This is a genomic window from Streptomyces sp. 15-116A, assembly GCF_025290915.1.
Classification (GTDB): domain Bacteria; phylum Actinomycetota; class Actinomycetes; order Streptomycetales; family Streptomycetaceae; genus Streptomyces.
On the sequence record NZ_JAOCQE010000035.1, the window covers coordinates 24,938 to 37,804 of the forward strand.

10 protein-coding genes are annotated in these 12,867 nt (G+C 72.7%); 3 read left to right on the forward strand and 7 right to left on the reverse strand.

The genetic code is table 11. The features are described from left to right. Positions 1 to 107 precede the first annotated feature (107 nt). Complete coding sequence (locus tag N4P33_RS09510) at positions 108 to 1,499, forward strand: uracil-xanthine permease family protein (RefSeq protein WP_260825877.1); 1,392 nt, start codon at positions 108 to 110, stop codon at positions 1,497 to 1,499. Here N4P33_RS09510 and N4P33_RS09515 read toward each other — a convergent pair. Continuing rightward, a complete protein-coding gene (locus N4P33_RS09515) occupies positions 1,481 to 2,593 on the reverse strand; it encodes a glycoside hydrolase family 6 protein (RefSeq protein ID WP_260825888.1) in 1,113 nt (370 codons plus the stop codon). The genes N4P33_RS09510 and N4P33_RS09515 overlap by 19 nt on opposite strands. A 172-nt stretch (positions 2,594 to 2,765) precedes the next feature. On the opposite strand from N4P33_RS09515, the gene N4P33_RS09520 reads away from it, so the two are divergent. Beyond that, on the forward strand, positions 2,766 to 3,452 hold the full coding sequence (locus tag N4P33_RS09520) for a DUF5995 family protein (protein ID WP_260825878.1): 687 nt from the start codon (positions 2,766 to 2,768) through the stop codon (positions 3,450 to 3,452). Between the two features lie 36 nt (positions 3,453 to 3,488). On the opposite strand, the gene N4P33_RS09525 is transcribed toward N4P33_RS09520, so the two are convergent. Beyond that, positions 3,489 to 5,186 (reverse strand): NAD(P)/FAD-dependent oxidoreductase, encoded by a 1,698-nt coding sequence (locus N4P33_RS09525; protein ID WP_260825879.1) that lies wholly within the window; start codon positions 5,184 to 5,186, stop codon positions 3,489 to 3,491. A 47-nt stretch (positions 5,187 to 5,233) separates the two neighbouring features. Then, a complete protein-coding gene (locus tag N4P33_RS09530; protein WP_260825880.1) occupies positions 5,234 to 6,022 on the reverse strand; it encodes a carbon-nitrogen hydrolase family protein in 789 nt (262 codons plus the stop codon). Positions 6,023 to 6,329: 307 nt separating this feature from the next. Here N4P33_RS09530 and N4P33_RS09535 point away from each other — a divergent pair, with 307 nt between their 5' ends. Beyond that, positions 6,330 to 6,884 carry a Repetin gene (locus N4P33_RS09535; protein ID WP_260825881.1) on the forward strand — a complete coding sequence of 185 codons (555 nt, stop codon included), beginning with the start codon at positions 6,330 to 6,332 and terminating at the stop codon, positions 6,882 to 6,884. A gap of 13 nt (positions 6,885 to 6,897) precedes the next feature. Here N4P33_RS09535 and N4P33_RS09540 read toward each other — a convergent pair whose 3' ends face one another. From N4P33_RS09540 to N4P33_RS09555, 4 genes are all read right to left on the reverse strand, one after another. Next, positions 6,898 to 7,272 (reverse strand): DUF742 domain-containing protein, encoded by a 375-nt coding sequence (locus tag N4P33_RS09540; RefSeq protein ID WP_260825883.1) that lies wholly within the window; start codon positions 7,270 to 7,272, stop codon positions 6,898 to 6,900. Beyond that, complete coding sequence (locus N4P33_RS09545) at positions 7,269 to 9,275, reverse strand: nitrate- and nitrite sensing domain-containing protein (protein ID WP_260825884.1); 2,007 nt, start codon at positions 9,273 to 9,275, stop codon at positions 7,269 to 7,271. The genes N4P33_RS09540 and N4P33_RS09545 overlap by 4 nt, the downstream gene beginning before the upstream one ends. 83 nt (positions 9,276 to 9,358) lie before the next feature. Beyond that, positions 9,359 to 10,561 carry an MFS transporter gene (locus N4P33_RS09550; protein WP_260825885.1) on the reverse strand — a complete coding sequence of 401 codons (1,203 nt, stop codon included), beginning with the start codon at positions 10,559 to 10,561 and terminating at the stop codon, positions 9,359 to 9,361. 149 nt (positions 10,562 to 10,710) lie between these two features. Next, positions 10,711 to 12,867, reverse strand: a 2,157-nt coding sequence (locus N4P33_RS09555) for a bifunctional polysaccharide deacetylase/glycosyltransferase family 2 protein (protein ID WP_313904479.1), incomplete at its 5' end; no start/stop codon positions are given.

Here is a 12,867-nt window from a genome sequence, read left to right on the forward strand (position 1 = left end):
CTTGCGGTGGAACGTTCAACCATCCCATCCTAAGCAGGCGCTCAGCACCCTTCGGGACCAGGGACAATGGTCGGCGGCCACTGCCCGCACGACGAAAGCGACCCCTCATGGATCTCGGCGTCCGCTGGAAACTGCACGGCGACGGACGCACCCCGGCTCCCGGTGCCGTCGTCCGCCCGGACGAACGGCTCTCCTGGCCCCGTACGGCGGGCCTCGGCGCCCAGCACGTGGTCGCGATGTTCGGCGCGTCCTTCGTGGCCCCGGTGCTGATGGGCCTGGACCCGAATCTCGCGATCATGATGTCGGGCGTGGCGACGATGGTGTTCCTGCTCGCCACGCGCGGGCGGGTGCCCAGCTACCTCGGCTGCTCGCTGTCCTTCGTGGGCGTCGCGGCGGTCATCCGCGCCGACGGGGGCTCCAGCGCCACGGTGACCGGTGCCGTGCTGATCGTCGGTGTGGCGCTGTTCCTCGCCGGGCTGGCCGTGCAGCGGTTCGGGGCGCGGATCATCCACGCGGCGATGCCGCCGATCGTCACCGGCGCGGTGGTGATGCTGATCGGCTTCAACCTGGCCCCCGTGACGGCCTCCACGTACTGGCCGCAGGACCAGTGGACGGCCCTGCTGGTGATGCTCTTCACGGGTCTGGCCGTGGTGTGCCTGCGCGGCTTCTGGTCCCGGATCGCGATCTTCCTGGGCCTGGTCTTCGGCTACGGCCTGTCCTGGGCCCTCGACCGGATCTTCGGGAAGATCCACTCCGTGGACGGCAGCGGGAAGCTCACCGACCACTGGCGCCTGGACCTCTCCGCCGTCGGGCAGGCCGACTGGATCGGGCTGCCCTCGGTGCACGCCCCGTCGTTCGAGTGGTCGGCGATCCTGGTCGCCCTGCCGGTGGTGATCGCGCTGATCGCGGAGAACGCCGGGCACGTCAAGGCGGTCGGCGAGATGACCGGCGACCCGCTGGACGACAAACTCGGCACGGCGATCTCCGCCGACGGCGTCGGCTCGGTGCTGTCCACCGCGGTCGGCGGCCCGCCCACCACCACCTACTCCGAGAACATCGGCGTGATGGCCGCGACCCGCGTCTACTCCACGGCCGCCTACTGGGCCGCCGCCTGCTTCGCCCTGCTGTTCGGCCTGTGCCCGAAGTTCGGCGCGGTCGTGGCCGCCATCCCGGGCGGGGTGCTCGGCGGCATCACCGTCATCCTGTACGGCATGATCGGCCTGCTCGGCGCGCAGATCTGGATCAACGCCAAGGTGGACCTGCGCAATCCGCTGAACCTCGTGCCGGCCGCCGCGGGCATCATCATCGGCGTCGGCAATGTCTCCCTGGAGATCACCGACACGTTCTCGCTGAGCGGGATCGCGCTCGGCACCATCGTCGTCATCACCGGCTATCACGCGCTGCGCGCCTTCGCGCCCGCCCACCTCAAGACGCAGCAGCCGCTGCTCGACGAGGGCACGTCCACGTACGACGAGGGCTCTCAGCGCGCCAGTTCGTAGGCGTACGACGCGGTGAAGGTGCCCGGCGCTCCCTTGCAGCCGTCGGACTCGCCGGGCAGCTTCACCCACAGGTAGGCATCGATGCGTGCCTCGCCGGTGCTGAGCGTGGGCGCTTGGCCGAGCTTGCGGCCCGCCGGGTCGCACCACTGGCCGTCTGGCGGGGCACCGGCGCCGTTGCGGCTGGTGTCGATCACCGCGCCCAGGCTGGAGGGGCCGCCCAAGGCGGCGAGCACCGCCCTGTTGTGGGCGATCTCGTCGGCCGTGCTGTGGAAGTTGGAGACGTTGCTGAAGATGCCGTCGGAGGAGGCGGTGGAGGCGGCACCGGCCTCGCGCAGCCAGCCGGCCTGCGTGGCGGGCGAGTTCCAGCCGGAGTGCCCGGCGTCGAAGTAGACCCGCGCCCGGGGGTTGGCGTCCTTGATCACCCGGCCGGCGCGGGCCAGTGAGGCGAAGCGGTCGGCGCGCTGCCCGGCGGAGAGGCACTCGGCCTGGGCGACGGAGTCGGGTTCGAGGATGACGATGACCTCGCCGCTGCCCAGCCCCGCGGCGAACTTGTCGACCCAGGCGTCGTAGGCGTTGAGGTCCGGGGCTCCGCCCTGGGAGTGGCCGCCGCAGTCGCGGTCGGGTATCGCGTACGGCACGAGGACCGGGACCCGGCCCTGGGCGGCACCGCCGGCGGTGATCGCGCGGACCCGCGAGGTGACGGTGTCCGGCGAGTAGTCGGCGAACCAGACCGCGGCGGGCTGGTCGGCTATGCGCTCCTTGATCACCGCGTGGCGCGGATCGCCGGGGTTGGCCCGCACCCAGTCCAGGACCCGGGACTGGGGGTGGAGGTAGAGGCTGGTGGAGACGGGCGCCGAACGCGGTTTCGGGTCCGTCTTCTTCGGAGCCGGCTTGGCACTCGCCTTCTTCTTGGCCTTCGGCGAGGGCGACGCGGAGGGCGAAGGGGACACCGACGGCACATTCGGCAGCGGTTCCAGCGACGGCGACGAGGTCACCTCGGGCCGCGCCTCGTCGGAGCCCCGCCCCTCACCGAGGGCCGAGATCATCCCCGTCGCCGTACCGACCGCGACCACGACAGAAGCCGCCGCGACCATCGTGCCGCGCCGGGCTGCGCCTCTGCGCTCGGCCTTCCGCGCGGCCAGGCGCTGCGCACGCGAGCCTGACACAGTACTGCTCCCCTCCCCCGCGACGGGCGCGTTCCCCCGATCCGGGGAAGCGTCGGGCCCGCCGCCACTGGCTCCACCCTAAAGGTGGGACTCTGCGCTCATGGCGCAATGCGAGCAAGTCCTCACGTCCGTAGACGGGGTCATCTCCCGTATGCGCGCCCTGGACGCGGCCCTTCCCGCCCGGGACGGCGTCGCGGTGTTCAACCGCGTCTACCTCGCCGTCACCGAGGAGGTGGACCGGCACATCGACACGGGCCGGTTCGCCGATCCACGGGCGGCGATCACGCTGGACGAGCGGTTCGCCCGGCGCTATCTGGACGCCGTCGACACGGTGTTCGAGGAGCGTCGCCCACCGGCCTGCTGGCGCCCGCTGCTGCAGTTCCGCCGCCACCCCGGAGTACGTCCGCTGCAGTTCGCGCTCGCGGGCATCAATGCGCACATCGGTCACGATCTCGCGCTGGCCGTCGTGGACAGTTGTCGTACGCTCGGCTGCGAACCCGTCCAGCTGGAGGACGAGTTCGACCGGGTGGGCGATCTCCTCGTGTCGCTGGAGGAACGCATCCGCGAGGATCTGATGCCCGGCCCGGACGTGCTGCAGATCGCCGATCCGCTGACCCATCTGGTGGGTGCCTGGAGCCTGGACAGGGCCCGGGACGCCGCCTGGACGGCGGCCCGGGCCCTGTGGGCGCTGCGGCATCTGCCGGACGTGGCCGAGGAGTTCACGGCCCGCCTGGACACGGCGGTCGGCTTCGCGGGGCGCATCCTGCTCACCCCGCTGCCGGACTGAGCGGCCCGGCCTCCTCGGGCCCCGGCCGCGTCCGGCTCAGTCCTCGGGGAGCTCGACGGGCGCGATCTCGTCGTAGACGTCACCCGGGCCGGGGTTGGACGGGTCGGTCTCGCCGCCGAAGTGGTGCATGACGCCCCACACGGCGTTGAGCGCGGTCTGCACGGCGCCCTCGGCCCAGCCGGCCGTCCAGGAGATGTCGTCGCCGGCGAGGAAGATGCCCCGCTTGTCCTCGGGCAGCCGGTCCTGCATGAAGTGGGTGAACAGGCGCCGCTGGTAGCGGTAGTGGCCGGGCAGGTTGGCCTTGAACGCGCCCATGAAGTAAGGCTCGTTCTCCCAGGAGACGGTCACCGGGTTGCCGATGATGTGCTTCCTGATGTCGACCTTCGGGTAGATCTCGCCGAGCGACTTCAGCATGACCTCCATCCGCTCGTTCGCGGACAGCGGCAGCCACTTCAGGCTGTCGTCGCACCAGGTGTAGGACAGGCAGATCACGGCGGGCTTGTCCGGGCCGTCGTCGAGGAGGTAAGTCCCGCGCGTCATACGGTCGGTGAGCGTCATCGACATGACGTCCCGGCCGGTCTCCTCGTCCTTGTCCAGCCAGAACGGCCGGTCCACGGGCACGAAGAGCTTCGAGGACTCCATGTAGTGGGTGCGCTCGATCGCCGTCCAGTGGTCGATCGGGAACAGCGAGTCGTCGCAGGCGATCTTGGACAGCAGCATCCAGGACTGGGCGGTGAAGATCGCCGCCTGGTACGTGCGGATGTCACCGTTCGCGTCGGTCACCGTGATCCGGTTGCCGGCGGTGCGGTGCAGCCGCGTCACGGCCGGACGGGGCTCGCCGTCCACGTGCAGGGACTTCAGCGAGGTGCCGTAGGGCCAGTGGACGATCTTCTCCGGCTCGCGCTCCCACAGGCGCAGCGGCAGCTGCTGGGAGCCGCCGACGATGCCGCGGTGGTGGTCGTCGGCCTCGGTGTAGACGACGCGGAGGATCTCCAGGATGGAGTTGGGGAAGTCGGTGTCCCAGCCGCCGGTGCCGAAGCCGACCTGGCCGAAGATCTCGCGGTGCCGGAAGGACTTGAAGGCCTCGGAGTCGCAGAGGAAGCCGTAGAAGGTCTGGTTGTCGAGCTTCTCGACGAGCTTCGCCCAGATCTCGCGGATGCGGGGGACGTCACGCTCGCGCATCGCGCGGTTCATGTCGGAGAAGTCGGCGCCCTCTTCGAGGCACTTGTTCCACGCCTCGGCGACGTCCCGATAGACCTGCGGCAGATCGTCGATGGTCTCGGCGTAGTGGCTCTCGCCCTTGAGGTCGACGACGGTCGACGGGGTCGCCTCGGCAAGGGGGTTGGGGAACGGGCGGGTCTCGAGACCCACCAGGTCGATGTAGTGCTGGAGCGCCGTGGAGGACGGCGGGAAGCGCATCGCGCCCATCTCGGCGGTGAGCGACGGGTCGCAGCCGTCGAAGCCGACGGTGCGCAGCCGGCCGCCGATCTGGTCGGCCTCGTAGACGACGGGCTTGAGGCCCATCTTCATCAGCTCGTACGCGGCGACGATGCCGGACAGGCCACCGCCGATGACCGCGACCTCGGTGCCGTGCTCGGTCGCGGGTATCTGGCCGAGGCCCGCCGGATGGGCGAGGAAGTCGTCGTACGCGTACGGGAAGTCCGGGCCGAACATGGTGATCGGCGGCTGCTGCTCGTCGGTGTGCTCGACGGCGTTGGGCACCGTGGACGTCATGGGGTACGGACTCCTTGCGCGTGACTTACGGGAGGACGGGGCGGGGTTCAGACGAGGGACCCGTACAGGCCGGGGCGGCGGTCCCGCAGATACGGGTTGTTCTCGCGGGAGGCGGCGAGGAAGGCGGGGTCCACGTCGGCGAGGACGAGTTCCTCGGCGCGGCCGGCCCGGGTGCGGGCGATGCCGTCGGGCCCGGCGAGGGTGGACAGGCCCACGAACTCGAACTCGCCCTCGGGACCGACCCGGTTGACGTACGCGACGTACATCTGGTTCTCGAAGGCCCGCACCGGCACGACCGATTCGGCGACGAACTGGAAGGGGTGCATCTGGGCCGTGGGCACCAGCAGCAGGTCGGTGCCGGCGAGGGCGTGGGCGCGGACGTTCTCCGGGAACTCGACGTCGTAGCAGATCAGCAGGCCGACGGTGAGGCCGTTCAGCTCGGCCTGGACGATCTGCTGCTCGCCCGGGGTGAAGTGGTCGCGCTCGAAGCAGCCGAAAAGGTGGGTCTTGCGGTAGTTCGCGAGCCGGGTGCCGTCGGCGGAGATCAGCTGCACCGCGTTGTACACGGTCCCGCCGTCCCGCTCGGGGTAGCCGAAGGCGATCGCAAGTCCGTGCCGGGCGGCGATCTCGGCGACCGCGTCGGCGGCGTCGCCGTCGGCGGGCTCGGCGAGGCGGGCGATGTCGTCGCCGATGGCGTACCCGGTGAGGAACATCTCCGATGTGACCAGCAGCGCGGCGCCCGCCGCCGCGGCACGGCCGGCGGACTCGTCGAGGACCTTGAGGTTCTCGGCGACGGATCCGGGCCGTCCGGAGCTCTGGAGCAGGGCGGTGCGCATGCGTGTTCCTCACCGGTACGCGGGGGTTCTGGGGGCCAGATAGACGGTACGTTCGGGCCGCTCGGCCGGACAAGGAGAAGCCGTTGCGCGCCGGTGAGCGGATCGTTGCGTACGACACGGGGTTCGCGTCGATTCGTTGCGCGGCCCTGGTGAGGCTCCTGTCCTCCCCGGGGCGCAGGCCGGCCGACAGGTTCTCCGCCGCTCGGCGGAGGGCGGTCCCGACCGGGGGGCGATGTACCGGTGGCGCGGCGGCGGAACAGTGGTGGGCGTTCGGTTCACCGGGTCTCCGTCCGCTGAGAGGATCACCATGAAGCGCCGCCGTACGACCACCGTGCTGCTCTGTGCCGCGCTGCTGCTCACCGCCGCCACGACGGGTGCCGCCGTCGCCTCCGGCCCGCACGAGGACCGGCCGGAGCGGGAGGCCGCCGCGCTCACCGGCACGGCGAAGCTCTACCGCTCGGCCGGCGACGACATCACCTTCTCCTTCGACGCGCACCTGGCGAAGGAGCACCGCGACGACCCGCTGAAGGCCACCGGCACCTTCACGTTCAGCCACTACCTGAACGGCGAGGGCGCGAAGGCGAAGGGAACGGTGGACTGCCTGGTCACCGGCGGCAAGGTGGCGGTCGTCTCCGGGGTCATCACCTCCTCGGACCTGCCGGGAGCCGAGGGCAGGCGGGTCGGCATCACCGTCCACGACCGCGGCCCCGGCGAGCGGGACCGGCTCGGCTACAGCTGGGCGGCGACCGGCAGCCCGGCGGAGACGAAGGACCTGCCGAAGTGCGCGGGCTCGGCCCCGTTCGAGCAGGTGAAGCGAGGCTCGGGCGACTTCACGGTGCTGCCCTGGCAGCCGGAGCTGTAACGCCTGTTGTGGCTCACAGCTCCCGCAGGCGGGCGATGATCTCGCGGAGCAGGGCCGGGTCGGTCGCCGGGCCGTCGGTGCGGTGCGGTGGGTCGACGCGGACCAGGCCGGCCTCCGCGAGGTCGGCGAGCAGGACGCGCAGGACGGTCAGCGGCAGGTCGGCATCGGCCGCGAGTTCGACGACCGGCCGGGGGCCCCGGCGGCGCAGCAGGTCGAGGAGGGTGGCGCGGGCATGGTCGACACCCGGTCCTGCCTCCGGTTCCCGGGCGCTGACCTGGGCGAGCAGGTCGATGGCGGGGCCCCGGGGCCGGGTGCGGCCCCGCGTCACGGTGTACGGGCGCACCATCGAGCCGGTCTCGTCCTCGTACCAGTGCTCGTCGTCGCTCACGGCCGCGCGGACACGCCCTGCGCCTGCTCGGGCTCGTCCGGCTCATCGGACTCGTGCGGCTCGTCCGGCTCGTCGGGCTCGTCGGGCTCGTCGGGCCCCAGGTCGGCCAGCACGCCCGCGGGGAGCCGTACGACGGCGGTCGTCCCGCCGTACGGGGACTCCTCCAGGGTCACGTCGACGCCGTGGCGTGCGGCGAGCTTGCCGACCACGTACAGGCCGAGCCGGTCGTGCCGGGCGGGGTCGAACTCGTCGGGGTGGGTGAGCGTGCGGTGGGCCTCGTGCAGGCGGCCGGAGCCGAGGCCGAGGCCGCGGTCGTCGATGCGCAGGACGAAGCCGCCGCGCTCGGGACCGGAGCGCAGGGTGACCCGGGTGTGCGGGGGCGAGAAGGCGGTGGCGTTCTCCAGGAGCTCGGCGAGGAGGTGGACGACATCGGCGACGGCGTCCGCGGCGATGCCGACGCGGTCCATCGGGGGGACCTCCACGCGCGCGTAGTGCTCGATCTCGCCGACCGCGGAGGCGACGACGTCGGCGACGGGCACCGGGCGGCGCCAGCGGCGGCCGGGAGCGGCGCCGGAGAGGATGATCAGGTTCTCGGCGTGGCGGCGCATCCGGGTGGTGAGGTGGTCGATGCGGAACAGTTGCTCCAGCACGTCGGGGTCGTCGGTGCGCCGCTCCAGGGTGTCGACCAGCTGCAGCTGGCGGTGGACGAGGGTCTGGTTGCGCCGGGCGATGGTCAGCAGCGCGGCGAAGAGTCCGCGGCGCAGGGTGGCCTGGTGGACGGCGGCCTCCACGGCGGCGAGGCGGGCGGCGTTGAAGGACCGGCCGACCTGGCCGATCTCGTCGGGCCGCGCCTCGGCGTCGTCGAGCGGCGGTGCCTCGGCGGCCGCGTCCACCTCCTCGCCGGCACTCAACCGGGCCATGACATCCGGGAGCTGGCGCGTGGTCAGCACGTCGGCGGCGTCCCGCAGCTCTTCGAGGCGGCGGGAGATCCGGCGGGCGCCGCGCACCGCCCACCACAGGGACAGCCCCATGGCGGCCAGCCCGAGCGCGCCCACGACGGCGGCCTTGGCGAGCTCCCGGTGGGCGAAGTCCCGTCCGCGTTCGGCGGAGTTGAGCGCCGACTGGGTGCAGAGCTCCATGTAGCGCTTGACGGCCCGGTCGGTGGTCGTGCGCCAGGATCCGGCCGCGACGGCCTCACCGGCGCGGTCCGGGCCCGCCCGCAGCAGCGCGTCCTCGCTCCGGGTCAGCGCGGCGTACAGCTCTCCGCGCCGGAACTCCTCGAACAGGGACCGTGAGTCGGCGGGCAGGTCGGGGACGTACGTCCGCTCGAAGACCCGGCGGTCCTCGATGGTCGCGGTGAGCGTGTCGTACTGCCGGTCGGTGAGTCCGCCGGCGGCCCGGGCCCCGGCGACGAGGGCGTCCTCGCGGGAGACGAACTCCCGTACCCGGACCAGCTCGATGACCACCTGTGCCTCGCGCGCGAGCTGTCCGGCCTGGAGCGCGGTGAGGGAGGACTGGACGTCGAATCCGGGCTCGACCAGGGCGCCGTACTCCTCGACGGCCCGGTCCCAGGTCAGCTCGCGGGCGAGCACGCGCTGGCGCAGGTCCTCCAGCTCACCGGCCTTCCCGGCCATGGTGTCGAGGGACTGTCGCTGGCGCTCGGAGAGCCGGTCGCGGTCACCGTGCCGGATCGCGTCCCGCATGGCGTTCAGGGCGCGGTCGGTGCGGCGCTGCTGCTCCATGAGCGCGAGGGTCGCGACGCGGTCCGTGCCGCCCAGGTAGGCGGCCGCGAGCCTGCGTTCGATCTGGATCCGCCCGATCGCCGTGTCCACGGGCGTGCCGAAGTCCTCGTAGACACCCTGGAGCCGGACGAGCGCGCGCAGTTCGCCGGTGACGGACACCATGGCGAAGCTCCACAGCGTCAGCAGGGCGAGGGCAGGAGCGAGCGCGAGGGCGACGATCCGTGCGCGGACCGTGGCGGGACGGCCGAAGGGCCGGCGCATAGATCTCCCTGGGGCGGTCGGGTGACGGGCGGCAGAACCGGTTACCGGCCGGTGTTACCGGCCGGTAGAGATCGGCGCACAACCTACGGGATCTCACGCCGGGACCGCAATGGCCGCAGCAGCATCAGCAGCACCGCCGTCACCAGGTACGGCAGCGCGAACACGGTGAAGGCCGTGCCGTGACCGCCGTGCGCGGCGACCAGCGCGTATCCGCCGAACACCGTGATCGTGGCCAGCTCGGTGCCCAGTCCCGCGACCGAGGTGAGGGTGGCCCGCCCGGTGTCCTCGATACGCCGCTGGAGGCGCGCGTCGGCCAGCACGGTCGCCGCCTGGAAGCCGCCGAAGGCGAGGGCGACCAGGAGCAGCCCGGCCGGTGTGCCCGCCGCCGAGCCTGCGGCCAGGGCGAGTCCGGCGCCGGCCAGCAGCGCGGCGAGACCGCGGGTGCCGAGGCGTTCGCCCTCCCCCGCGAGCAGGCTTCCGGCGGTGGCACCGGCCCAGATCAGCAGGAGCAGACAGGGCACGGTCCCGTCCGCGACTCCGGTGTCCCGCACCAGCAGCGGGGTGTACTCGTCGAGGGCGCCCCACACCGCGCTGACGGCCGGGACGAGCAGCAGCGCGCCGCGCACGGAGCGGTCGGCGCGGGCCTCGGCGAGCCCGGCGCGCAGGGTCGCCGTCCAGCTGTCGTGCCCGGGAGCCGGTGTGCGGTGCTCGGGGAACCGGGTGGCGGTGGCCGCCGTCGCCAGGCACACCAGCACGCTGGCGGTACCTACGGCGGCGTGCCCGCCCCAGGCGAGGACCGGCCCGGCCAGCCCCATCGCCGCCATCACGGCGACCAGACCGGCCGCGCGGGCCCGGCCCATGACACGGGCGTAGCGTTCGGCGGCGTCGAGCCGCTCCAGCTCGTCGTAGACCAGCGCCTCCAGTGCGCCGGACGAGAGTGCCCCGCCGGCGCCCCACAGCACGAAGCCCAGCGCGAACGCGCCGTAGGACGGCAGCAGCACCCACAGGGCGAAACCGGCGGCGGTGAGCAGCGGGCCGAGCCACAGCAGCAGCCGGCGCGAGACGGCGTCGGCCCAGGCACCGGACGGCACCTCCAGCAGCACGCCGGTGACCGACCAGAGGGCGAACAGCGAGGAGATCTGCCAGACCGTAAGACCGGTGTCGCTGAACAGCAGCGCGTACACCGGGTAGAGCAGGACGAAGTCTTCGAGGAACGCGTAACCGTACAGCGTGCTCGTCAGCCGCCGGACGCGGAGATCGGGCACGCGCGCGGGCGTGAGAGTCATGAGGCCTTCCCGTAGGGGCGGTTCGGACACCGGACGCTTCAGGGCGTACGGCGGCCGAGGCGGCCCTCGGGAGGCGCGGCTGGTGGATCAATGTCGCCAGGTCATGTCACCGATGGTAGACGCCGGGGGGCTCCACGCGGAGGGGCTTTTCAGGGCTGCCGGGCGGACGGCTGAGGGGGCAGCACCACGTCCCCGCTGCGCTTGAGCCGCTGCCAGGGCAGCCGGTACCCGTTGATCGCGGTGAGGCAGGCCTGGAGCAGCACCAGGTACATCACCTGCCGGTAGACGACCTGTTGCAGGGGCAGGGCCCACAGCGGCCGGAGCGACTCGCCGTCCAGGCGGAAGGCGTACACCGCGCAGACCGCCTGCACGGCCAGCACGCCGGTCCAGGCCAGCGCCGTGCGCAGGGGGTCGCCGAAGACCAGGCCGTAGACGGTCAGGACGTCGATCAGCGGGGCCAGCAGCGGGGTGAGGATCTGGAAGACGGCCAGCAGCGGCAGGCCGAACCGGCCGAAGTGGCCCGCGTGGCCCCGCTCGACCACCGCGTGCCGGTGTTTCCAGGCGGCCTGCATGGTGCCGTAGCTCCAGCGGTAGCGCTGGCGCCACAGCTCGCGCAGCGTCACCGGCGCCTCGGTCCACGCCAGGGCGTCCGGCGCGTAGCGGATCTCCCAGCCGGCCCGGTGCAGGGCCATGGTGAGGTCGGTGTCCTCGGCGAGGGTGTCGCCGCTGAGCAGCCCGGCGTCGCGCAGCGCGTCGGCGCGGAACGCGCCCACCGCGCCGGGGATGGTGGGCAGGCAGCGCAGCAGGTCGTACATGCGGCGGTCGAGGTTGAAGCCCATGACGTACTCGATGTGCTGCCAGCGGCCGAGCAGACGCCGCCGGTTGCCGACCTTGGCGTTGCCGGCGGTGGCGCCGACCGCGGGGTCGGCGAAGGGCTGGACGAGGCGGCGGACGGTCGAGGGGGCCAAGACGGTGTCGGCGTCGAGCATGACGACGAGGTCGTGGGAGGCGCGCCGGATCCCGGTGTTGAGGGCGGAGGGTTTGCCGCCGTTGGGCTGCCGGACGACGGTGACCGCCTCCAGGCCGAGCGACTCCGCGATGTCGGCGGTGCCGTCGTCGGAGCCGTCGTCCACGACGACGATCTCCACGGGGTGGTCGCTCGCGGCGAGGGAGCGGACCGTCTTGGCGATGCACAGGCATTCGTTGTACGCCGGGACGACCACGCTGACGGGCCGGGTGACCGGGGGCCCGCGTGGCGGCTCGGGGCGGCGGTGCGCGTGGTGCCGGGCCAGGACGACCAGCAGCACGCACCGGCCGAGGACGAGCACGCCGACGACCAGCAGCAGGGCGCCGGCGACCGACACCGCCGTGGCCGACACGGTCACCGCGGCCACGAACACCCGGCCCTGCCACAGGGTCTGTGTGTCGACGGGGCGGGTGAGGGTCTCGGTGCCGACGACGTCGGCGAGGGTCGTGAAGCGGTACCCCTGGTCCCGCAGCCGGGGGATGAGGATGTCCAGCGCCCGGACGGTCTGGGACCGGTCCCCGCCCGCGTCGTGCAGCAGGACGACGGCGCCCCGGCCCGGCTCCCTCGGCGTGGCCGCGTCGGCGATCGCCCGGGCGCCGGGCCGCTGCCAGTCGTGGGTGTCCTGGTCGATGAAGGCCAGCACATACCCCTTGTCGCCGAGCCGCCGGGCCACGGACCACTCCGGGCCGTCCAGGGCGGAGGTGGTCGCCGAGTACGGCATCCGCATGAGCGAGGTCGTGATGCCCCCCGCCCCGGCGAGGGCCAGCTGGGTCAGGGACAGCTCGCGGTCGACGGCGCTCGCGGACTGGGTGGTCAGGTCGCGGTGGGAGAAGGTGTGCACGCCGATCTCGTGACCGGAGCGGATCACCTCGCGCAGCACGCCGGGGTGGCGCACGGCCTGCTGCCCTGTGACGAAGAAGGTGCCGGGTATGTCGTGGCGGTCGAGCACGGCCCGGATGCGGGGCGTCCAGACGGGGTCGGGGCCGTCGTCGAAGGTGAGGACCACCGTGCGGTCCGGTGCGCGATACGTGCGCGGGGTGCCGCCGGTGGTGTCGACGAGGGGGCCGCCGCCGGTGACTTCGCGGGGGACGTCGCCGGCCGGCTGGTCCGCGCGGCGTTCCTGGTCACCGGCGAAGCCCCGGGTGGTGTACCCCTCGACCAGGAGCACGGAGACGACGAAGGCGAACAGGACGAGCGGGACGAGCACGCGGAACCGGTGCCGGCGCGGCAGCGGCGACCGGGTCCGTCGCGGGCCGGGGGTCGCCGGTGGCCGGCGGAC

Excerpts from the sequence above, each read along its gene's own strand:
- N4P33_RS09545 (WP_260825884.1), bottom strand. The coding sequence starts at position 9,275 with ATGCGCCGGCCCTTCGGCCGTCCCGCCACGGTCCGCGCACGGATCGTC.
- N4P33_RS09550 (WP_260825885.1), bottom strand. The coding sequence starts at position 10,561 with ATGACTCTCACGCCCGCGCGCGTGCCCGATCTCCGCGTCCGGCGGCTG.
- N4P33_RS09510 (WP_260825877.1), top strand. The coding sequence starts at position 108 with ATGGATCTCGGCGTCCGCTGGAAACTGCACGGCGACGGACGCACCCCG.
- N4P33_RS09525 (WP_260825879.1), bottom strand. The coding sequence starts at position 5,186 with ATGACGTCCACGGTGCCCAACGCCGTCGAGCACACCGACGAGCAGCAG.
- N4P33_RS09515 (WP_260825888.1), bottom strand. The coding sequence starts at position 2,593 with ATGGTCGCGGCGGCTTCTGTCGTGGTCGCGGTCGGTACGGCGACGGGG.
- N4P33_RS09530 (WP_260825880.1), bottom strand. The coding sequence starts at position 6,022 with ATGCGCACCGCCCTGCTCCAGAGCTCCGGACGGCCCGGATCCGTCGCC.
- N4P33_RS09535 (WP_260825881.1), top strand. The coding sequence starts at position 6,330 with ATGAAGCGCCGCCGTACGACCACCGTGCTGCTCTGTGCCGCGCTGCTG.
- N4P33_RS09520 (WP_260825878.1), top strand. The coding sequence starts at position 2,766 with ATGGCGCAATGCGAGCAAGTCCTCACGTCCGTAGACGGGGTCATCTCC.